Origin of the sequence: Burkholderia sp. RS01 (assembly GCF_039748055.1) — a bacterium.
Lineage (GTDB): Bacteria > Actinomycetota > Actinomycetes > Actinomycetales > Micrococcaceae > Arthrobacter.
The window spans coordinates 58,993-81,069 of record NZ_JBDLAK010000002.1 but is presented as its reverse complement, the minus strand read 5'-3'; the positions used below and the strand labels follow the sequence as shown (position 1 = coordinate 81,069).

General features: G+C 66.6%; 15 protein-coding genes and 1 pseudogene. 3 read left to right on the top strand and 13 right to left on the bottom strand.

Annotated elements, in window-relative coordinates; genetic code table 11:
* The first annotated feature begins 61 nt into the window (after positions 1-61).
* Positions 62-700, top strand: coding sequence for a DUF2461 domain-containing protein (locus tag ABFP37_RS02310; protein WP_347032617.1), 639 nt, complete (start codon positions 62-64; stop codon positions 698-700).
* 37 nt (positions 701-737) lie between these two features.
* On the opposite strand, the gene ABFP37_RS02305 is transcribed toward ABFP37_RS02310, so the two are convergent.
* The 7 genes from ABFP37_RS02305 to ABFP37_RS02275 all read right to left on the bottom strand — a co-directional run bounded on the left by ABFP37_RS02305 (position 738) and on the right by ABFP37_RS02275 (position 13,497).
* The gene (locus tag ABFP37_RS02305) at positions 738-2,291 is read right to left on the bottom strand and encodes an amino acid permease (RefSeq protein WP_078029273.1); all 1,554 of its coding nucleotides are present in this window, start codon (positions 2,289-2,291) and stop codon (positions 738-740) included.
* Between the two features lie 220 nt (positions 2,292-2,511).
* Positions 2,512-7,986, bottom strand: a complete 5,475-nt coding sequence (locus ABFP37_RS02300) for a peroxidase family protein (RefSeq protein WP_347032616.1) — start codon at positions 7,984-7,986, stop codon at positions 2,512-2,514.
* 391 nt (positions 7,987-8,377) lie between these two features.
* On the bottom strand, positions 8,378-8,785 hold the full coding sequence (locus ABFP37_RS02295) for a DUF779 domain-containing protein (RefSeq protein ID WP_347032615.1): 408 nt from the start codon (positions 8,783-8,785) through the stop codon (positions 8,378-8,380).
* Positions 8,785-9,807: an alcohol dehydrogenase AdhP gene (gene adhP, locus ABFP37_RS02290; protein WP_347032614.1), complete on the bottom strand. Its 1,023-nt coding sequence runs from the start codon at positions 9,805-9,807 to the stop codon at positions 8,785-8,787. The genes ABFP37_RS02295 and adhP overlap by 1 nt, the downstream gene beginning before the upstream one ends.
* Before the next feature lie 127 nt (positions 9,808-9,934).
* Positions 9,935-11,458, bottom strand: coding sequence for an aldehyde dehydrogenase family protein (locus ABFP37_RS02285; protein WP_078029276.1), 1,524 nt, complete (start codon positions 11,456-11,458; stop codon positions 9,935-9,937).
* A 140-nt stretch (positions 11,459-11,598) separates the two neighbouring features.
* The gene (locus tag ABFP37_RS02280) at positions 11,599-12,996 is read right to left on the bottom strand and encodes a GAF domain-containing protein (protein WP_347032613.1); all 1,398 of its coding nucleotides are present in this window, start codon (positions 12,994-12,996) and stop codon (positions 11,599-11,601) included.
* A 162-nt stretch (positions 12,997-13,158) separates the two neighbouring features.
* Complete coding sequence (locus ABFP37_RS02275) at positions 13,159-13,497, bottom strand: VOC family protein (RefSeq protein WP_347032612.1); 339 nt, start codon at positions 13,495-13,497, stop codon at positions 13,159-13,161.
* On the opposite strand from ABFP37_RS02275, the pseudogene ABFP37_RS02270 reads away from it, so the two are divergent.
* Positions 13,496-13,657: pseudogene (locus ABFP37_RS02270) on the top strand (sigma factor); the annotation flags it as partial. The gene ABFP37_RS02275 and the pseudogene ABFP37_RS02270 overlap by 2 nt on opposite strands.
* Positions 13,658-13,829: 172 nt before the next feature.
* Here ABFP37_RS02270 and ABFP37_RS02265 read toward each other — a convergent pair.
* From ABFP37_RS02265 to ABFP37_RS02255, 3 genes are all read right to left on the bottom strand, one after another.
* The gene (locus ABFP37_RS02265) at positions 13,830-14,012 is read right to left on the bottom strand and encodes a hypothetical protein (RefSeq protein WP_347032785.1); all 183 of its coding nucleotides are present in this window, start codon (positions 14,010-14,012) and stop codon (positions 13,830-13,832) included.
* Positions 14,013-14,114: 102 nt separating this feature from the next.
* Positions 14,115-15,548, bottom strand: coding sequence for an FAD-dependent oxidoreductase (locus ABFP37_RS02260; protein WP_347032611.1), 1,434 nt, complete (start codon positions 15,546-15,548; stop codon positions 14,115-14,117).
* 142 nt (positions 15,549-15,690) lie between these two features.
* A complete protein-coding gene (locus ABFP37_RS02255; protein WP_347032610.1) occupies positions 15,691-16,692 on the bottom strand; it encodes a DNA topoisomerase IB in 1,002 nt (333 codons plus the stop codon).
* Positions 16,693-16,836: 144 nt separating this feature from the next.
* Between ABFP37_RS02255 and rarD the strand changes: the two genes are divergently transcribed.
* Positions 16,837-17,886, top strand: a complete 1,050-nt coding sequence (rarD, locus tag ABFP37_RS02250; protein WP_347032609.1) for an EamA family transporter RarD — start codon at positions 16,837-16,839, stop codon at positions 17,884-17,886.
* A 154-nt stretch (positions 17,887-18,040) separates the two neighbouring features.
* Here rarD and ABFP37_RS02245 read toward each other — a convergent pair whose 3' ends face one another.
* The 3 genes from ABFP37_RS02245 to ABFP37_RS02235 all read right to left on the bottom strand — a co-directional run bounded on the left by ABFP37_RS02245 (position 18,041) and on the right by ABFP37_RS02235 (position 22,077).
* Complete coding sequence (locus tag ABFP37_RS02245) at positions 18,041-18,880, bottom strand: universal stress protein (protein WP_347032608.1); 840 nt, start codon at positions 18,878-18,880, stop codon at positions 18,041-18,043.
* Between the two features lie 275 nt (positions 18,881-19,155).
* The gene (gene gabT, locus ABFP37_RS02240) at positions 19,156-20,529 is read right to left on the bottom strand and encodes a 4-aminobutyrate--2-oxoglutarate transaminase (protein ID WP_078029284.1); all 1,374 of its coding nucleotides are present in this window, start codon (positions 20,527-20,529) and stop codon (positions 19,156-19,158) included.
* Positions 20,530-20,646: 117 nt separating this feature from the next.
* Positions 20,647-22,077: a gamma-aminobutyraldehyde dehydrogenase gene (locus ABFP37_RS02235; RefSeq protein ID WP_078029296.1), complete on the bottom strand. Its 1,431-nt coding sequence runs from the start codon at positions 22,075-22,077 to the stop codon at positions 20,647-20,649.

Below are 22,077 nucleotides of genomic sequence, written 5' to 3'. Positions count from 1 at the left end.
TTTTTCCACATACGCGGCCGCGCCGGTGGCCCGCAGTCATGACGGTGCCTAGGCTTCAGTCATGAGCACATTCGAGGGCATCCCCGCAGCCACTGCGGCGGCGTTCTACGCCGAACTGGAAGAGAACAACACCCGGGACTGGTGGCAGGCCCATTCAGCCGTGTACCAGGAGTCCGTCAGGGAGCCCCTCAGTGCGTTGCTGGCCCGGCTGGAGCCGCAGTTCGGGCCCGGCAAGATCTTTCGGCCCAACCGTGACATCCGGTTCTCGCAGGACAAATCACCCTACAAAACCGCCCAGGGCGCGTTCGCTTCGTTTCGAGAAGGCCTGGGCTACTACCTGCAGCTGAGCGCTGACGGCCTGCTCGTCGGCGGCGGCTACCACTCCCATTCACCGGCCCAGCTGGCCCGCTACCGGAATGCCGTCGATGCGACGGGCACCGGCGAGCAGCTGCAGCACATTGTGGACGCCGTCGCCGCGGCAGGGTTCACGGTTGAAGGTGAAAAGCTCAAGACCGTGCCGCGGGGTTTCCTGCGGGAGCACCCGCGCGCGGAGCTGCTCAAACACAAGTCGCTTTCCGCCAGCGTCGCCCTGGGGCAGCCGGACTGGCTGTCCTCCCCGGACGCCGAAGGTGAGATTGCGAGGCTGTGGGACCAACTGCGCCCGCTGGTCGACTGGGTCGGGCGGAACGCCGCTCCGTGAACGACGTTCCGCCCGGCAGGGTGAGACCTGCGGCAGGTCAGACCTTCGTCAGGACATCCCGGTCGTCCTCGTCGTCCGCGAGGCTCGCGGCCGGGCCGTCCACCGCGGCTTTGGCGCCGGCGAACTTCTCGTTGAGCCGGGAGTGCCGCTGCCCGTAGGCGAAGTAGATCGCCAGCCCAAGAACGAGCCAGATGCCGAAGAAGATCCAGGTCTCAACGGCCAGGTTGGTCATCAGGTAAAGGCAGAGAACGGCGGAAACGACGGGCAGCACCTTCCCGAACGGCACCCGGAAGGCAGGCTTCAGGTCCGGGCGCTTCTTGCGCAGCACGAGGATGCCCAGGCTGACCATCACGAACGCGGACAGCGTGCCGATGTTGATCATTTCCTCGAGCAGGTCCACGTTGGTCAGCCCGGCAACCACGGCGACGGCGGCACCGCATATGACCTGCAGGCGGACCGGCGTTGCTCGCTTTTCGCTGGTCTTGGACAGGGACCGCGGCAGCAGGCCGTCGCGGCTCATGGCGAGCACAACGCGGGAGAGACCCATGAGGAGCACCATGATCACGGTGGTCAGGCCCACCAGCGAGCCGAAGGCAATTACCTTGGCAGCATCGGTGTTGCCGACGGCTTCGAAGGCCGTGGTGAGCGTGGGGTTCTTGACTTCCGCGAGTTGCTTGTAGGAAACCATGCCCGTCAGGGCCAGCGACACCAGGATGTAGAGCAGCGTGACGAGGGCCAGGCCGCCGAAGATTCCGCGGGGCAGCGTCTTCTGCGGGTTCTTGACCTCTTCCGCGGAGGTGGCCACCACGTCGAAGCCGATGAAGGCGAAGAACACCAGCGCCGCGCCGGCAAAGATGCCCAGCGTCCCGTACTGCGCCGGGGCCGCGCCCGTCAGGAATCCGAAGAACGACTGCTTCATCACGTCGGCCGCACCGGTGCTGGCGGTGGGCTCCGAGGCGGGCACGAAGGGGGTGTAGTTCGAGAGCTTGAGGTAGCTGAAGCCGACCACGATCACGAAGATCACGACGCCGATCTTGATCAGCGTGAAGATGTTGCCGACGCGGGCGGAAAGCTTGGTTCCAAGCACGAGCAACACGGTGAAGATGGCGACGATGAGGAAGGCGCCCCAGTAGAGGTCGACTCCGCCAAGCGAGATGGCGGGCGGAATGTCAACGCCCATCAGGGCAAAGACCTTGCTGAGGTAGATGCCCCAGTACTTGGCAATTACGGCGGCGGCAGTGAATAGCTCCAGGATGAGGTTCCATCCGATGATCCAGGCGAGTACCTCGCCCATGGTTGCGTAGGTGAAGACGTAGGCTGATCCTGCCACCGGGATGGCGGTGGCGAACTCCGCGTAGCACATGATCGCCAGGGCGCACGTGACGGCGGCGACAGCAAAGGAGACCGTCACTGCGGGGCCGGCGAAGTTCGCCGCGGCTTTTGCGCCGACCGAGAAGATGCCGGCGCCGACAGCAACTGCCACGCCCATGATCATCAGGTCCCACGTGCTCAGGGAGCGCTTGAGCTTACGTCCGGGCTCATCGGCGTCGGCCATCGACTGCTCGATGGATTTGGTCCGGAAAAGATTCATGAGGAGTCCACAATCCTGGTTGGGGTTGGAAACAGACCTATCAATCGTAGTGTCCATCCAGTGGACGGCCATATTTGTCCCGCATGGTGAGACGCCGGGCACGTAAAACCACGCCCGGCCCTCCCCGCGCTGCGGCTGCGCGGTGTGTGGAGGGTCGGGCGTGGTGTCTTGAGAGGATGGCTGGCGGCTCCTTGCGGGAGCCGCCAGCCGGCCTGGTGAATTACACGGCACCAGTCCTGAACGTCCAGGAGCGGAAGGCCAGCGGGTTGCCCGCCAGGTCCCGGACGGAGGACGTAGCCACGGTGTAGGTGGTGTTTGCCACCAAGGTCGACGACGGGTTCAGCGTCGCCGTCCGCGTTGCCGCGTTGTAGGTCACGACCGCCGTCACAACCGGTCCGGTGGTGCCTCCGCGCCGCAGCACCACAGTTCCGGTGCTGACGCCCGCCACGGGCTCGCTGTACCGGACGGTGATGTTGGCTGTCCGGCTTACGTTCGTCGCCCCGATAGCCGGAGTGACTGCGATAACCGTTGGAGCGGGGCCGGTGGTGAACTGCCATGACGGCGGTGCTGCCATGGTGTTCCCTGCCGTGTCCCGGATCGATGAGAATGCCATGTTGTACGTGCGGTCAGCCAGCAGGGTCGCGTTCGGGTTGACCGTCACCGTCCTGGTCGCGTTGTTGTACACCACGGTGGCCGGGATCGGAGTTGCGCTGCCGTTGAGGCGGAGCACCACCGTGTTCGTGCCGACATTCGCCACTGACTCACTGAAGGTCGCCGTGATGTTGGCCGTCTGGCTGACGGACGTGGCACCCAGAGCAGGTGTCCTGGCGGTGATCGTCGGGAGCACAAACTCGGTCCGCGGTGTGGTCAGCGCCGAACGGGCCGAGGGTGCGCCCGTTCCTGCGGCGTTGATCGCCGAGACGTCGAAGGTGTATCCGGTTCCGTTGATCAGGCCCGTCACCGCGCTGCTCGTGATGTTGCCAACAATGACCTCGCGGGTCGGAGTGGCACTCGTTCCCACGAAGACGCGGATCCGGAACTGCGTGACCGCGGCGCTGGGGACAGCCGGCGGGGCGGTCCACGTCACCGTAACCTGGGCATTGCCGGCCGTTGCCGTGCCGATCGCCGGAGCGCTGGCAAGGACGGGAGCAGCCGGGGTGACCGCGTTGGACAGTGCCGAGAAGGCGCTGGCGCCGATTGCGTTCACTGCCCGTACCTGGAACCGGACAGGCGTTCCGTTGGCCAGACCCGTAACCACCAGGCTGGTGGAACCGGCGTCTGCCGTCTGAAGTGCGCCTACCTGGGTTCCGGCCGCGTTGACCACCCGCACCTCGAAGCTGGTGGCAACGCCGCCTGCTGCCGGGGTGAAGTTGACCGTAGCCTGGCCGCTGCCGGTAGCAGCTGCCGCGCCGATGACGGGAGCGGCGGGTGCAACAGAGTCTGCGAACACCAGCCGTTCAACGTTCCGCAGGGTGTCGGTACCGTCGGTGCCCACGTTGTCGGTCACCGTGGTGGTCGACCCCGGTGAGCCAAGGACGCCGGTCCCGCCGGTGGTGGTGACCGTGTAGTCAGCCGCCGGGCCGGTGAACACTGCCGAGTCGGTGCCGCCGGAGCCCGTGAGGACCTCGCGGACCGCCACGATGTTGCCGGGGTTCACGGTGCCTGCGAAGACAGCTTCCTGGAGTGTCGGTCCCGTCAGGTTGCCGTTGGCGTCCTTCTGGTACCGGCTGGCCATGGCGCTCTGCCCCAGCCCTTCAATGCTGGCGCTGCCGATCTCGCTTGCCGGATCGGCCGCGTTGGTGCGGACACTGAGCCGGACACCGAGGTACCGGTCGCCGTCGATGATGTCGTTGGCGCCGCGTCCCTCCATGAGGTCACTGCCGCTGCCGCCGAGGAGGATGTTGCCTTCGCCCCAGACGTTCGTGCCGGTGAGGAGCGGGCAGTCCTTGGACGCCGAGGCGGCCACAACATCGGATGTCAGTGTCGGGAAGGTCGTCACCAGGTCGCCGAGGCCGGCAATCCGGTCCACGCCGGCCTGATCCAGCACGTCGCATCCAATGAACCCGGCACCGCCAACGGCGCTCGGAACCAAATCGTCACCGCGAAGCTTGTCGTCGAGTTTGCCGCCGGAGAGCGCTTCAACCTCGTTGAACTTGTCGCGGACGCCCACCGTCAGAATGTCCAGCGGAGGGATCGGGAGAGCCAGGTCAAGATCCTGTGCCTGTGGGTCGCCCTGACCGATCTCCCAGTCGTAGCCGGAGGCTCCAGCGACTTTCTCGATGCCGGGACCGCCGACGCCGATGTCGTCGCCGCCCTCCATGTCGTAGTCGTCGTCGCCGCCCTGACCGACGAGGATGTCGTGTCCTGGCTTCTGGGAGTCATCCAGGAAGAACAGGTTGCCGCTGTCTCCCTGCATCAGGTCCGGCTGGTCGCCGCCCTCTTCCCAGTCATCGCCGCTGTCGCCGAATGCGGCGTCAAGGCTCTCACCGAGCATCACGAAGTCGTCACCGGCTCCGGCGAAGGTCTCGTTGGCGTTGGCTCCACCGTTCGTGAAGTCCTTGCCGTCGCCACCCATGATGATGTCCAGGCCGGGTCCTGCGTCGATCGCGTCGTTGCCGGGTCCGCCCTTCGGGACGTCGTCACCGGCGAGGTCGGTGATGATGTCGTCGCCGTCGCCACCGAGCGCGACGTCGGCTCCGTCGCCGCCTTCGATGACGTCGTTGCCTTCACCGCCCCAGAAGGTGTCGTTGTCGTTACCGCCGTAGATACGGTCAACGCCGGCCGTGCCGTTGTAGACACTCTGTCCGTTGATGCCGGAGGGGTCCACGGTGTTCCTCGCGCGGTACTTGATGGTGCCGTCCGGCATGCGGATCAGGAGATCCGCCTCGCTGCAGTCTGTGTCCGGGTCGTCCACCACGGTGTTGCCGGAGGTTGTAAAGCCGGCGGTGGTGCCTGCCAGCTTCTTCAGTTCGAACTTGCAGTCGGCCGTCGCGAACGCATCGGCCTTCAGGCTCTTGACGTTCGTGTTGCGCATCATCAGTTCGGCGAACGAGTTGCCTTCCAGTTGCGCCCTCAGGTTCATGCCGGGGGTGCGCGCCAGGTAGTACAGGCGGTCGCCGTTCTGCAGGTTGGTCAGCTGGTTCTCGAAGACGTAGTTGAACGTACTGCCCAGCAGGCCGCCAAACAGGTTTGTCCGTTCTGCGAGGCCGCCGACCCAGAGGTCGACGTTGTCGAGGCCGGTAATCGAGGTCGTGCCGGTGTTGGCCCAGGCGTCCGTGCTGTTCATGAACGCTGCGGCGTCTGCCGGCGGGACATCCGCGGCTGCGGGGCTGACGATCAGCCGCGCGGCCTCCCGCTTGCCCGCCAGCGTTGTTGCGCCGGTGATGGACGGGTGCAGGCCGTAGGCAGCGACGAAGTTGACGAGCGACTCCGGGTGCTTGAGGTTCTCGCCGAAGTCGACCCAGTTGGTGTAGGGCTTCAGCTGGCCGTCATTCGTTGAGTTGAAAAGCTCCCGGCGAAGGACGTTCAGCCGCGGGATTCCTTCAGAACGGGCCCGCGTCATGTTGATCGTCGGAAGGTCCAGGGGCAGGCCCAGCAGGTTGTTGCGGAGCGTGTCGGTCACGAACTCATCCAGTTCGTTACCGGCCTGGTCCGACATCCCCATGATGACGCTTCCGGCAGCCTCTTCCGAGGTCAGCGGCCCTGCAGGACCGCCGTTGGTGTACTCCGGCGGGTTGAGGAAACCGTGGAGCAGCGAAATGTCGTTCTGGCTGCCCCTCGTGTCGTCCGACGTTCCGAACACCAAGTCGGCGCCGGCGCCGTCCTCGTTCCTGCGAGAGATCGTTTCGGTCAGCATGGAGTGGCCGAAGCGGTACACGGCGTGGGCGAATTCCGCCTTGATCGCCGGGTTGAGCTCCGTCTGGGTGAAAGCAAACGGCTCAAAGGGGTTGATCGCAGGCTGAACCTTGCGGGCGAACTCCTCGAAGACCAGGTGCTGGTACTCCATCTCCGTGATGAACCGGGCGGCCTGGAAGAGCCGCTCACCGTTCCAGCCGTCTGCACCGGCGGCCAGCTTCCACTCGGCCAAAGCAGTAACGCCGCTTGGCGAGGTATCGGTGGTCAGGACGTTCTCGATGTCGCCGACGAGCCGATCGTGCTCGGAGTGGAAGATCTGGTGGATGGTGGTCAGGCCGATGTTCTCGTTGACCCGGCCGTCACCGGCGATGAAGTGCGCATTCAGCATCTCGTCGTCGTAGGTGCCTGCCGGCTGGCTGGCGAAGTCGGCGGATGCCGTGGTGTCGGCGTCCGGCGCCGGCGTCACCCGCGGTGTTGCCGGGTTGTTGTCGGTGTCCTGGGGACTCGGGTCCGCGTTGTGCGCGATGTCCGTCAGGAACGGGGTGTCAAAGTACTTGACGTTGGCAGGGACCGGTACGGTCTCGTCTACCGCTGCCGTCGACGGGTCGTCGAGTCGTCCCTCGACAAGACCGGTCGCCGTAACATACTGCGGCAGGCCGCGCGCCGGGCCGGGAATGAACTTGCCGTACGCGTCCGCGGCGATCATCGGGACATTCAGGACGTCCTTATCTTCGAGCCTGAGACCAAGCAAGGTCTTCGCCTGAAGCTTGGTGGTGGTCCAGGTGGCCATGCCGCCCGCGGTGGGGCCGGCCGGTCCGCCGAGCAGCTTGCCCGTGGCGACCGGCCTTCCGGCGGTGTTGTTAACATACTCGCGCAGGAATACCTGGTGCGAGGAGTGCGAGGTGTAGGTCTGGCTCTGGTCGACCCAAGGCGAGTCCGTGTTGTTCGCATCCTGGATGTCGTCAGCGCTCTCATCGGCAGGGGTTGCGGGGTTGTCGCCCAAGACGCCGTCCGGACCGGGTTGGTTCTGGCCACGGGTCAGCACCATGAAGCGCAAGTTCGGGTTGAGGTCGTCCGCGTTCCCGAAGACGTGGTCCGGGCCTGCGATCAGCGGGTCGTCATCCTTCAGCGGAACGAAGACGGTACCGCCGCCCTTCACAGTCTGGTCAACGCCGTGGTCAAAGAACTGGCCGAAGAGCGTGAACATCGAGTTGTAGGGCGGTGAGAGGCCGACGTCGGTGGTCACGTTCGGGATGAACAGCGTGCTGTGGGACGGCACGCAGTCAACGGGATCACCAGCGACAGGCGGATCGGCCAGGGGCTGCGGGTCCGTCGTGCAGGGGACGACACCGGTGTTGCCCTGCGTCCTGACCGGGTTACCGGCCGCGGCGACCGCAGCCGGGTTGGTCGAGGTCTGGTCCACGATCAGGTTGCTGATCACGCGCGGCTCGGAGTCGAAGACGTTGCCCTTCTTCTGCGCGTAGCTCGTGGGCTGGGAGGGGCCGAACGCGGGAGGCGAGTTCTCTGCGCCCTTGAAGACCGGGGTGGTCAGTCGCGGGAACAGTTGGTCGGCCGCACCGAACGTCTCCTGACCGGCCTGGAGGTTGTTGCATGACCCGTCGACCGTCCGCAGCCCCTGGGAGACCAGGGGGCTGGGGATTTGGTTGGGGCCGGTGCCGATCAGCGCGCCGCAGGGGCCGGTGGCAGAGGTCGTGTTGGCCACATGGGCTTCAGCGATCTTGATCTGCTTCAGGATGAAAGAGAGATCGGAGGGGGTGATGGTAAAACCCTCCCCAACCGGCGCCTGCACGGCGTTGGCCGCGACCACGGGCAAACCCATGGCGATTGGCATCATCAATGTGGTTACTGCTGCCACCGTCCGGAAGGAGATGGCCTGCTTGCCGTGCTTTTTACGTCGTTGACGTCGGTTTGTTGGTGGATCGGTGGGTGAAGCGGATCGACTTTGATCCGCCCCCCCGTCTGAATTCCATGCTGAGATTTTCATGGCACACCTGCCGCTAGGAGGGATGTAACCGTGCCATCGTGCGATGGCTGGCCCGTGAAAACCTTGTGGCAGCAATCTTCTTCCCGCTGATTGACCTGTTCAGCCACCCAAAATTGGGGGTTCCCAATCGCGGCATTAATATGCAAAGCCCGGGTGGGGCCGCTCATTCGCGGCCCCACCCGGGCTTACATGGCGTGGAGTCTTGCTGGAACGTGTGGCAGCCGGGTCAGACCGGCCAATCCATGAGAGTGGAACGGATCAGGAACCGCTTGCCTTCCGGGGCCTCGACCGAAAAACCGCTCCCCCGGCCCGGCACCACATCCACTGTCAAATGGGTGTGGCTCCAGTAGCTGAACTGCTCCCGGGACATCCAGAACCCGAGGGGCTGCGGCTCCACGCCGCCGGCGATGTCGAACAGCCCTAGGAGGACGTCCGCTTCCGCGGTGATGAACTCCCCCGCCGGATAACACATAGGCGAGGAGCCGTCGCAGCAGCCGCCGGACTGGTGGAACATGAGCGGCCCGTGCTGGCCCCACAGCTTCCTGAGCAGTTCCACGGCCTCGGCCGTGAGCGCCACGCGGGACATGTCCTCTCCGGGCAGCGTCACTGCCGCGTCTAGTCTCGCCTCCATCATCAGTACTTGATGACGACGCGGCCGTCGATCTTGGCGTGCTTCATCTCGTCAAGAACGGCGTTGACCTCGGAGAGCTCCCGGGTGGACACCGTGGGGTGGATCTTGCCCTCCGCGTAGAATTCGAGGGCTTCCTCCAGGTCCTGCCGGGTACCCACGATTGAGCCGCGGACTGTCAGGCCCTTGAGCACAATCTCGAAGATCGGCGCCGGGAAGTCGCCCGGCGGCAGGCCGTTGAACACGATCGTGCCGCCGCGGCGGGCCATCCCGATCGCCTGTCCGAACGCTGACGGGTGCACTGCCGTGACCAGGACTCCATGGCAACCTCCGGTTTCACGTTGGATGACTTCGGCGGGATCTTCGTGCAGCGCGTTGACGGTAAGCTCCGCACCGTGCTTCTTGGCCAGGGCGAGTTTGTCGTCCGCGATGTCCACTGCGGCTACCCGCAGGCCCATCGCCACTGCGTACTGGACGGCAATGTGCCCGAGTCCGCCAATGCCGGAGATGGTGACCCACTGTCCGGGCCTGGCTTCGGTCATCTTCAGGCCCTTGTACACCGTGACGCCGGCGCAAAGCACCGGGGCGACTTCAACGGGGTCCGCGCCCGCCGGTATGCGGGCGGCAAAGCGCGTGTCCACGAGCATGTACTCCCCGAAGGAGCCATCCACACTGTAGCCGGCGTTCTTCTGCGCTTCGCACAGCGTCTCCCAGCCGGTGCGGCAGAACTGGCAGTCGCCGCAGGCGGACCATAGCCAGGCGTTGCCGACGAGGTCTCCGACGGCAAGGTCGGTTACGCCCTCGCCCAAGGCAACCACTTCGCCTACGCCTTCGTGGCCGGGGATGAACGGCGGTGTCGGCTTGACCGGCCAGTCGCCCTCCGCTGCGTGGAGGTCTGTGTGGCAGACGCCGGTGGTGATGACCTTGATCAGCGCCTCGCCCCGGCCCGGGGTGGGAATGGGGAGGGTCTGGATCTGAAGATCCTTGCCGAACTCGGTTACTACTGCTGCTTGCATTGTCGTCGTCATTGGCGAAATCCTTGCGTTGATGAAGCGTTGGAGCGTGGAGGTGGTGCTGCCTTCCTGAGGGGTGGCCAGGTGGTGCGGGCGGGGACGGATCGGTGCTAATCCATCCCCGCCCGGGCTAAACAGCGGCTTAGAAGAAGCCGAGCTTGTTCTCGTTGTAGCTGACCAGCAGGTTCTTGGTCTGCTGGTAGTGGTCCAGCATCATGGAGTGGTTTTCACGTCCGATGCCGGAGGACTTGTACCCGCCGAACGCGGCGCCGGCCGGGTAGGCGTGGTAGTTGTTGACCCAGACGCGGCCGGCCTGGATCTCGCGGCCCGCACGGTAGGCGACGTTGCCGTTCCGCGACCAGACGCCGGCGCCAAGCCCGTAGAGGGTGTCGTTGGCGATGCCCATGGCGTCGTTGTAGTCGCTGAATCGCGTCACGGACACCACCGGCCCGAAGATTTCCTCCTGGAAGATCCGCATCTTGTTGTGGCCTTCGAAGACGGTGGGCTGGACGTAGTAGCCGCCGGCCAGGTCGCCGGGCAGTTCGGCCCGGGCGCCGCCGGTGAGCACCTTGGCGCCCTCCTGCTTTCCGATGTCGATGTAGGAGAGGATCTTTTCCAGCTGGTCGTTGGAGGCCTGGGCGCCGACCTGGGTTTCGGTGTCCAGCGGGTTGCCCTGGATGATCTTCTCCACGCGGGCAACGGCGTCGGCCATGAAGGAGTCGTAGATGTCCTCCTGGACGAGGGCGCGGGACGGGCAGGTGCAGACCTCGCCCTGGTTGAAGGCGAAGAGCGTGAAGCCTTCCTGTGCCTTGTCGTAGAACGCGTCGTTGGACTCGGCAACATCGTTGAAGAAGATGTTGGGGCTCTTGCCGCCCAGTTCCAGCGTGACGGGGATCAGGTTCTGGCTGGCGTACTGGCTGATCAGGCGCCCGGTGGAGGTCTCGCCGGTGAAGGCGATCTTGCGGATCCGCGGGCTGGAGGCGAGCGGCTTGCCGGCTTCGACGCCGAAGCCGTTGACCACGTTGAGCACGCCGGCCGGCAGCAGGTCGCCGATGAGTTCCATCAGGACCAGGATGGAGGACGGTGTCTGCTCGGCGGGCTTGAGCACCACGGCGTTGCCCGCGGCGAGGGCCGGCGCGAGCTTCCAGACGGCCATCAGGATGGGGAAGTTCCAGGGGATGATCTGGCCAACCACGCCGAGGGGCTCGTGGTAGTGGTAGGCGGTGGTGTCGTCGTCGAGCTGCGAAAGGCGTCCCTCTTGGGCGCGGACGGCGGAGGCGAAGTACCGGAAGTGGTCCGCCGCCAGGGGGATGTCCGCGTTCAGGGTCTCGCGGATGGGCTTGCCGTTGTCCCACGATTCGGCGACGGCCAGCATTTCGAGGTTCTCGTCGATGACATCCGCGATCTTGTTCAGGATGGCGGCACGTTCGGCGACGGACGTCTTGCCCCACGACGGCGCAATCTTGTGGGCCGCGTCAAGGGCCAGCTCGATGTCCTCGGCCGTGCCGCGGGCCACCTCGCAAAAGACCTTACCCGTGACGGGCGTGATGTTTTCGAAGTACTGGCCTTTGACGGGGGCAACCCACTCGCCGCCGATCCAGTTCTCGTAGCGGTCCTTGAACGTGACCTTCGAACCCTCGGTACCGGGCTGTGCGTAAACGGTCATTGCTGGCTCCTTTGCTCTGCAACATGGTGGCGATCCGCATGGTGATCGCCGTTGCACCCAGCGTAGGAGCGTGGAGGTTGCAGGCAGGTTGCAACCGTGTGAGCCAGCTCACGTAGAACGTTGCGCCCGCAATGCGCCGGTCAGGCGCTCAGTTCCGTTTCCATCCGTTCAAGATCGGCGACGACGGCGGCGCGCTTGGGCGAGCGCGGCGGCAGCAGCTTGAGGGCGGTCAGCCGGACGCCGACGTCGTCCCTCGCCTCGGGCAGTTCCGCATACTTGAGCAGCGACTCCGCGCTGCCGTCCGTCAGGACGGCCTCGCGCAGCAGCGCGGACACGCGGTCGCGCAGCTCCACGATGCCCGGCGCTTCGGACCGGGGGAGCACAGCCCCGCGGTAGATCTCGAGGGCGATCCTGTGTGCGCCGCGCTGGAGGCAGTTCAGCACCTGGCCGCTGTCCGGCAGGAGGTCCATGGTCAGCTTGTACGGACGGGACTCCGGGACCGCCGCAGGGCTGAGCTGCTGGAGGATCTTGCGGAGCCGCACCATCTCGGCGCGCAGTGTGATGCTGGAGCCGTCGCCCGGATAGAGCAGCGTGCTGAGCTCCTCGGCGCTGAGGCCGTTGGGGTGGGTGCTCAGCAGGGCCAGGATTTCGCTGTGCCGTGCCGACAGTGCCACGGTCCGGCCCTCGATGCTGAGCAGCGCCTGGTCCCGGCCCAGCAGTTGCAGGCTGTTGCGGTACAGGCTGCCTTCCGGCGCAGACCCGGACTTGGCAGCGGAGCCGGGGCTCCGCCGTCGTGCGGGCGCCTTCGCCTGGGCCGCGGCCAGCTGGAGCCGTTCGACGCGCAGTTGCGCCTGCGCCGCGGCCACGGTGGCTTCCACGAGGGACAGCGTGTGGGGCGCCACTGCCGATTCCGTGCCGGTGATGTCCACGACGCCCAGCAGTGCACCCGAATCCGGGTCCTGGAACGGGACGGCCGTGCAGCTCCACGGGTGGACGGAACGTTTGTAGTGCTCGGCACCGGAGATCTGGATGCCTCTGCCGAGTGCGAGCGCGGTTCCGGGGGCGCTGGTTCCCACCTTGGCCTCGGACCAGTCCGCGCCGGGCACGAACATCATGCCCTCCGCGCGGCGCTGCATCACGGGGTCGCCTTCCACCCACAGCAGCCGGCCCACTTCATCGCCGACGGCAACCAACAGGCCGCTGTCGTGGCTGGGCTGGATGAGGAGCTTGTGGATCACGGGCATGATGGTGGCAAGGGGGTGCTGGCGGCGGTAGTCCTCCAGCTCTTCCCGGTCCATGGCCAGTGGCGCCTCGGGGACGTCCGGGTTGGCCTGCAACCTGACCGAGCGCTGCCAGGATTCGCGGATTAGGCGGCGGAGTCCGGGAATCTCCTGTGTCTGCGGAAAAGCGTGGTTCTCCGGCATGCCCGGTTGGCGTTCCAGTTGCCCGTCCAGGTATTCGTGGCCTGCCAGGGCACGCCGCTGGATTAGCTCCGTGGCCTCGCCGCCGGACATTGCCGGCTGGATCAGGTTCTTCATCGAACTCCCGTATGACACACTGCTCGCACCTGCCGCCGCCTTCTGGCGGGGCTGCCCGGCGCTTCCCGTCAGGGGGCGCGCTCCATCAAAGGAACACGTCATGTCAAGCCAGTCTAGCCTCGCCCGGACTCGCCCGTCACGCCCCGCCGGAGCCGGACGGCGCTATTGAGCCGCCACCGGGGTGCTCAGCTCAACGAAGGTGCCGTCGGGGCAGCGGAGGTAGGACACCGTCTGGCCCCACGGCCTGGCGGAGGGTTCGAACAGGGGTACAGCGCCGGCGTCGACCGCCCGCCGGAAGTCCTCCTCCACCGATTCGGTGAGCAGCGCGACCTCGAAGCTCATGTCCGTGGAGCGGCCTGGGCGGAGGCCCCGCGGGAGGTGGGACTGGCCGGCGTCGTACGACGCGAACGCGAGGGTGGCGCTGCCGGTCTCCACTTCCCCGTAGTTCGTGCCGTAGCTGATCTGCGTTGGCAGCCCGAAGGCTTTGGAGGAATGTGACATGGACCAGGATGAGCTGCTCGCCCGGGGATTCGAGGCGCACCGTGGACATCTGCGCTCGGTGGCGTACCGGATGCTGGGCTCCCTCAGCGAAGCGGACGACGCCGTCCAGGAGTCCTGGCTGCGGCTCAGCCGTGCGGACACGACCGGCGTCGAGAACCTGCGCGGCTGGCTGACCACGGTGGTGGGACGGGTGTGCCTGGACATGCTGCGGATGCGCCGCTCCTGCCCGGAGATCGCCGCCGCCATTGCCGGCCGCTCCCCCGCCGCGGTGCGGCAGCTCGCCAGCCGCGCCCGCCGCCGGGTCCCGGGGGCTGGCTCAGGGCTCCGGGGTTTCAGGGGCAGCGCCCGACGCCGCGGCCGCCGGCTTCGGCACCGAGGGCGCGGACGGGGCGCACGCGGTGGCGGTCACGTTCTCCGGCCGTGCGCAGGCCGTGGAACTGGCGCTCATCGACGGCGTCGCCGGTGCCGTGTGTGTGGGCGCCCGGCGGCCAGCCGCGCGTCGTGTTCGGCTTCACCCTGGCGGGCGGACGGATCGCGCGGATCGATATCCTGGCGGATCCCGGCGTGCTTAGCGGGCTGGACCTGAAGTTTGTGGACCGGTAGGAAGCGCGAACGCGTCAGCCGCGGGAGATCTCGATCATTTCCTCGCGCGGGACAACCTTGATGCGTTCACGCACGACGCCGTCGGACGCCGCTGATTCCGACCACGCCGCGCCGAGGGCTGCTTCGTGCGCGTTCAGCCTGTTCCAGCCCTCCCACGTGGTGTATTCGATGCCGCGTTCTTCCAGCAGGTCGATGATCGCCTGCGGGTCGGGGTTCTTGGCCGGCGGCAGCGTCAGCCGGTCCTCCAGGAGGAAGCCGATGGTTTCCAGGGCATCGCCCTTGGTGTGACCGATGAGGCCCACCGGGCCGCGCTTGATCCAGCCGGTCGCATAGATGCCGGGAACGGGGTTGCCTTCGGCGTCCAGGACACGGCCGCCCTCGTTGGGGATGACGCCGCGCCTGGCGTCGTACTCCAGCTCATCCAGCGCGGAGCCGTGGTAGCCGATGGCCCGGTACACGGCCTGCACCGGGTAGTCGACGAAATCCCCCGTGCCCTTGACGTTTCCGGTGCCGTCGAGCTGCATGCGCTCGAACTTGATGCCGGAAACCTTGCCGGACCCGCCGTCGTCGTAGATCTCCACGGGGCTGTGCAGGAAGTGCAGGTGCAGGCGGCGCGAAGACGGTTCCTCAGCCTCGGCGTGCTCCTCCACGAGCCAGTTGGTCATGGTGTTCACCATGGTCTTGGTCTGGTTGTTGCTGCGGATCGCGTCATCGGAGGCCTCGTCGAACTCGAAGTCCTCGGGATAGAGCACGATGTCGACGTCCTTGGCGTGGCTGAGTTCCCGCAGCTCCAGCGGCGTGAACTTGACCTGGGCCGGGCCGCGGCGGCCGAACACGTGGACGTCCGTCACGGGCGAGTTCTTCAGGCCCTGGTAGACGTTGTCCGGGATCTCGGTGACCAGGAGTTCCTCGGCGTGCTTGACCAGCATGCGCGCGACGTCCAGCGCCACGTTGCCGTTTCCGATCACGGCGATTTCCTTGGCGTCCAGCGGCCAGTCACGCGGGACGTCCGGGTGGCCGTCGTACCAGGACACGAAGTCCGCGCCGCCGAACGAGCCTTCAAGCTCCACCCCCGGGATGTCCAGGTCGGCGTCCTTGATGGCCCCCGTGGAGAAAATCACGGCGTCGTAGAAGGAACGGAAGTCGTGCAGCGTGAGGTCCCGGCCGTAGGTGACGTTGCCCAGGAAACGGATGTCGCCGCGGTCCAGCACCTTGTGGAGCGCGTTGACGATGCCCTTGATGCGGGGATGGTCCGGGGCCACGCCGTAGCGGATCAGGCCGTAGGGCGCGGGGTAGGCCTCGAAAAGGTCGATGCTGACCTCAAAGTCCCCGTCCTTCACCTCGTTGGACTTGGTCAGGATGTCCGCAGCGTAGACACCGGCGGGTCCGGCGCCGACGATCGCAACGCGGAGTGGCCGTTTGGCGGCGGATTCAGTTGAGTTGGACACCGGGAGCCCTTCTGGAACGGGAGACTGCGCCCGATCAACGGGGCGCACAGTTGTCAATTCTAATTGTCCGCCGCATTCCGCGGTGAACCCGTGACGCGGGGCGTCAGCAGGGCGTCAGTGGGGTGGGGCGTCAGCGCGGGCGTCAGCCACCGCCGCCGCGCAGGGCCACCACCTCGCCCTCGCGGTACAGCAGGGCGCGCAGTTCCGACTCCACCGACTCCAGCCTCTTGGGGTCGATGGTTTCGCCGGACGAGAAGTGGTCCAGCAACCGGGGGTCGACGTAGCTCTTCCGCGCGATCGACGGCGTGTTCCCCAGCACGGCGGCCGCGTCCTGTATGGCGGTGCTGATGACGCCCTTCCGTGCCGCCACGGTCTTCTGCGGACCGCCCTGCGCCAGGCCGACCGCCGCTGCGGCAGTGCCCCGCAGCGTCCTGAAGTCCTTCGCGGTAAAGTCGGAGCCCGTGCGTTCCTTCACGTAGCCGTTGATGTCGGCGCTGGTCAGCGGATGCCAGGTCCGCCCGTCCTTGTACGCCAGCAGCCGCGCGTTGCCGCCGCGCCTCTTGAGGACCCGGACCAGGGCGGCCAGGTCCTCGTCGACGATTTCGGACTCCCAGGTCTTGCCGCTCTTGGCCGGAAAACTGAGCTTCAGGCGGTTCTTGCGGACGTGGACGTGGGCGCAAAGCAGGGTGGCCAGGCCGTGGCTGCCGTTTTCGTTGGTGTAGCGCTCGGAGCCGACACGCAGCGATCCGCTGTCCAGCATCCTGAAGGCGGCCGCCAGGACACGTTGCCGGGTGACGCCGTCGCTCCTGAGATCCATGGTGACGAGCCGGCGCGCCGCCGGCAGGGACTCCGCGAGCTGGAGCGCACGGTCGAATTTCACCCGGTCTTTACGCTCCCGCCACTCGGGATGGTAGATGTACTGGCGCCGCCCCACGGCATCCAGCCCCGTGGCCTGGATGTGGCCGTTCTCAAACGGCGCAATCCACACGTCCGTCCAGGCCGGCGGAATGCCGATGCTTTCGAGGCGGTCCCGCACGGGCCCGGGCGGCAACGTGCTGCCGTCGAGGTCGCGGTAGCTGAAGCCGGTTCCGGCCGCCACCCTGCGGTATCCGCGGCCGGTCGCGTTGCTGTGGCGGAGCCTCATCGGGCCGAATCCCGCCGGTGCATCATGCTCATAATGGCAAGCCTACTGACTATTTCGGCGCTGTAGGCAAACACGGTTCCGCGGAAGCGGAATACCTGCCGCCCGGGTGGTGTTATTGGTCTTGTGCCTACCCCCAACGGATCCGTGTCCTCCGCTGTCCCCGCTGCCGCCCGTCCCGGTGCAGGACCGTCCGGCGTGGTCCGCCCCGGCAGTGCCGCTTCCGGCAGTGGCCAGGCCGGTAAGCCAGGCGGCCTGAAGTCCGTGGACAAAGAGACGACGGCGGGTGTCCTGTTCGGCATCGGCGCTTACGGGCTGTGGGGCCTGCTTCCCCTGTACTTCTACGTGCTCCAGCCGGCAAGCGCCGTCGAAATCGTGGCAAACCGGGTGGTCTGGTCCCTGCTCTTCTGCACGCTGCTGATCACGGTCACGCGGACCTGGCGGGTCCTGGGTGCGGCGTTCCGGAACAGGTCCGTGCTCCTTACCCTGGCGATCGCGGCCGGGCTGATCGCCGTCAACTGGCTGACGTACACCTACGGCGTGACCACCGGGCAGGCCGTGGAAGCCTCACTCGGCTATTTCATCAACCCCCTCGTGTCCGTCCTGCTCGGCGTGTTCGTGCTCAAGGAGACGCTCCGCCCCCTGCAGTGGGCCGCCGTCGTCATCGGTTTTATTGCCGTGATTGTGTTGACGTTTTCCTACGGCAAGCTGCCGTGGATCGCCCTCACGCTGGCCGTCAGCTTCGGGCTGTACGGGTTCGTCAAGAAGCGGGTAGGGCCGCGGGTCGATGCGATCACCAGCCTCACGGTGGAGACGATCGTCCTCGCTCCGCTGGCGGCCGCCACCACGATCTTCCTGGCGGTCAGCGGCAGCGCCTCGCTGGCGAGCCACGGCGCCGGGCACTTCTGGCTGCTCGTCTCGTCCGGCGTCATCACCGCGGTGCCGCTGCTGTTCTTCGGTGCGTCCGCACGCCGGCTGCCCATGACCACCATCGGACTGCTGCAGTACTTCGCACCGGTGCTGCAGTTCATCGTTGCCCTGGCGGTGTTCCACGAGGCCATGACCCTGGACCGGTGGATCGGGTTCGGCGTCGTGTGGCTGGCGCTGCTCGTGCTCACCGTGGACATGCTGGCCGTCGCGCGGAAGAACTCCGTGGCGAAGAAGCAGTCCCTGCGGGCAGCGCGAGCGAACACCTAAGCCCTCGCCGCACCCGCCCTGCTCAAACACCTAAGCCCCGCCGCACCCGCCCTGCTTCGGCCCCTCACCGACCCACCCCAGCGCGAACCAGCACTTAATGCCCTGTTTTCCGCCGTTTGAGGGCGTTATCTGCTGGTTCGCGCTCTGGGTGGGCTCAGAGTTCGTGGGCTGGGCCGACCCGCTCGTAATCCCGCGGGACAACCACCATGGGCACCGGCAGGGCACGCAGCACCTTGTTGGCCGTGCTGCCCAGGAACATGCGGTTCTTCTGGGCCAGGCGCGAGGAGCCCACGATCAGGACCTCGCCCTCGTCCCATTCCAGGCCGTCAATGGCTTCCTCGATGGTGCGGCCGTGGGCCACGATCACGCTGACGCCATGGCCCCCGGGCAGCTTTCCGGCGGCGTCGGCCAGCACGGTGTTGGCATGGATGTGTGCGGCATTGACGGCCTCGCCGGCATCGCCCGCGGCGTCCAGTTCCACGAGGGAGACCAGGCGAAGGGGAACGCCGCGCCTCTTTGCCGAATCGATGGCAACGTCAATCGCGGCGTCGGCCCCGGCGCGCCGGCCAACAGCCAGGGTCAGCCGGGTCACCGGCGCTTTCCGCTGGTACCCCCGGGGCGCCAGGGCCACCGGAACGGGCGAGGCGTGCAACAGGGCGTTGGCCACGCTGCCCACCGAGTACCGCTTGAACAGGCCGTTGCTGGCCGCGCCCACCACGATCAGCCCGGCCTTGAACTCCACCGCGGCATCAATGAGCCCGCCGGCAAAGGACTCCCCTTCCCGGACATGGAAGTTGACCTCGAGCCCCTCGGGAACCTGGCCGAGCCCCTGCCGTTCGGCCGTCTGCATCTCCTGCTCGGCGGCGCTCGGGGCGCCCTTCTTCACGGCATAGACAAGGTCCAGCTGTGCTCCCTGGGCCATCGCCATGGATGAGGCCAGGGCGACGGCGTCCGCGCCGCGCTCGGTGGGTGTGTAGCCGACTACGTATCGCATGCGAAACCCCTCTTTGGGTCGGGGCAGGCGGCAGCGCCGCCCGGATTCCCGGCGTCGCTGCCCGGCCTGCGTTCTCTGGTGCAGTGGTGGGACTGACTCTACCCGCGGAAACGACGGCGGGCCGGGCACCTGTGAAAGTGCCCGGCCCGCTGGTGTGCACAGCTCAGTCCGCACAGCCCGGCGCGAACCGGCAGATAATGCCCTGTTCGGCGCCTGCTGAGGGCGTTATCTGCTCGTTCGCGCTTCTGTCTGGCAGCGCTTCAGTCTGGCAGTGACTACGCGTTGGCCTTGATGGCCGCGGCCAGTACGTCGAGGCCGTCCGTCAGGAGCTCGTCGCTGATGACCAGCGGGGGCAGCAGGCGGATGACGTTGCCGTAGGTGCCGCAGGTCAGGATGATGACGCCTTCCTTGAGGCAGGCGGCCGCCACGGCCTTGGTGAGCTCCGGGTTGGGCTCCTTGGACCCGGCCTGGACCAGCTCGATGGCCAGCATCGCGCCGCGGCCGCGGATGTCGCCGATCACGGAGCCGTCGGTGCCGCCGGGAAGCTCGCCGGCAAGCTCGCGGAGGCGGCCCAGCGCCAGTTCCTCGATGTGCTTCGCCCGGGCGTTGAGGTTGTATTCCTTCATCGATCCGATGGACGCCAGCGCCGCGGCGCACGCCACCGGGTTGCCGCCGTAGGTTCCGCCGAGGCCGCCCGGGTGGACGGCGTCGAGCAGGTCGGCCCGGCCGGTGATCGCGGACAGCGGCATGCCGCCGGCGATCCCCTTGGCCATGGTGATGATGTCCGGGACAACACCTTCGTGATTCACGGCGAACCACTCGCCGGTGCGGCAGAAGCCGGACTGGACCTCGTCCGCGATGAAGACGATGCCCTTTTCCTTGGCCCACGCGGCGATTGCCGGCAGGAAGCCGTCGGCCGGGACGATGAAGCCGCCCTCGCCCTGGATCGGTTCGATGATGATCGCGGCGACCGAATCGCCGCCGATCTGCTTCTCGATCATGGTGATGGCGCGCTTGGCGGCCTCCGCACCCGTGATCGAGGGGTTTTCCTCGCGGTACGGGTAGCTCATGGGCATGCGGTAGACCTCGGGGGCGAACGGGCCGAAGTTGGTCTTGTACGGCATGGCCTTGGCGGTCAGCGCCATGGTCAGGTTGGTGCGGCCGTGGTACGCGTGGTCAAACGCGACGACGGCGTCCCGTCCGGTTGCGAGCCGCGCCACCTTGACGGCGTTTTCCACGGCCTCCGCACCGGAGTTGAAGAGGACGGTGCGCTTCTCGTGGTCGCCCGGGGTGAGGCGGTTCAGCTGCTCGGCGACCGCGACGTAGCCTTCGTACGGCGTGACCATGAAGCAGGTGTGGGTGAAGTGCTCCACCGCCTCCTTCACGGCGCCGACGACGGCGGGATCGGACGCGCCGACGCTCGTCACGGCGATGCCCGAGCCGAGGTCGATGAAGGAGTTGCCGTCGACGTCGTGGATGATGCCGCCGTCGGCGTCCGCGACGTACACCGGAACGCTGGAGGCGACACCGGCGGCAACCACTGCCTTGCGGCGTTCGGTCAGTGCCACAGACTTGGGGCCCGGGAAGTCGGCCTGGACGCGCCGCTTCTGCTCGAGACGGTAGGTGATTTCGCTTGCGGTGGTGGTCATGGGAATGCCTTTCTGGTGGGTGCCGGTCCGGGTCTCGACTAGCTCGACCACCGGGTGCTCTTGTTGCGTGGGGGCGGTCTCGACAGGCTCGACCACCGGAGTTGTTGGGCGACGCAGTTATGCGTCCAGCGCGCTCATGACGTGCTTGATGCGTGTGTAGTCCTCGACGCCGTACATGGAGAGGTCCTTGCCGTAGCCGGACTGCTTGAACCCGCCATGGGGCATCTCGGCGGTGAGCAGGATGTGGGTGTTGATCCAGACCGCGCCGAAGTCGAGGTCCCGGCTGAGCCGCATGGCCGTGCCGTGGTCGGATGTCCAGACGCTGGACGCCAGGGCGTAGTCGACGTCGTTGGCCAGCTCCACGGCTTCCTGCTCCGTGCTGAACTTCTGCACGGTGATGACCGGGCCGAAGGTTTCCTTCTGCACGATGTCATCGGTCTGCTTGGCGCCGGTGATGATGGTGGGCTCGAAGAAGAAGCCCTTGTCGCCGGCGCGGTGGCCGCCGGTCTCGATCCGGCAGTTCTCCGGCAGGTGCTCCACCACGGACGTGACCGCCTTGAAGTGGTTGACGTTGTTCAGCGGGCCGAAGTAGTTGTCTTCGTCGTTCTGCGAACCGGTGTGCAGGGTCTTGGTGTGCTCCACCATGGCTGCCACCACGTCGTCGTGCACCGAGTCCTCGACCAGCACGCGGGTGATGGCGGTGCAGTCCTGGCCGGCGTTGAAGAAGGCGAACTCGGCGATGGCCGCCGCACTCTTCTTGATGTCGGCGTCCTTGAAGACGATGGCCGGGGCCTTGCCACCGAGCTCCAAATGGGCGCGCTTGAGGCCCTTCGCGGCACCGGATGCCACGGCGATGCCGGCGCGGACGGAGCCGGTGATGGACACGAGGCCGGGGACCTTGTGCTCCACCATCATGGAGCCGGTTTCGCCGGTGCCGAGGATGACGTTCAGGACGCCGGCCGGGAAGATGTCCTTGGCCAGCTTTGCCAGCACCAGGGTGGATTCCGGCGTGGTGTCAGAGGGCTTGAGGACCACGGTGTTGCCGGCGGCGAGCGCGGGGCCGATCTTCCAGATGGCCATGAGGAACGGGTAGTTCCACGGTGCCACCTGGGCCACGACGCCGATGGGCTCGCGGCGCACGAAGGAGGTGTGGCCTTCGAAGTACTCGCCGGCCGACTTTCCTTCGAGGATGCGGGCTGCGCCCGCGAAGAAGCGGAGCTGGTCGGCGCCGGCGGCAACTTCCTCGGACGCGATCAGCGAACGGACCTGCCCGGTGTTGCGGTGCTGCGCCTCGACGAGTTCGTCGCTGTTGGCCTCGATGGCGTCCGCAAGCTTGAGGAGCATGAGCTGCCGCTGGCCGGGCGTGGTGTGCTTCCAGGTCTTGAAGGCGTCCTTGGCGGCCGCCATGGCGGCGTCGACATCCTCCGCGACAGAGATGGGCGACTTGGCCACCACTTCACCGTTGGTCGGATTCACGATGTCAAGCAGTCCGGTGCCGGCGGGCGTGACGAATTCGCCGTTGATGAAGTTCTGCAAGGTTTGAACCAC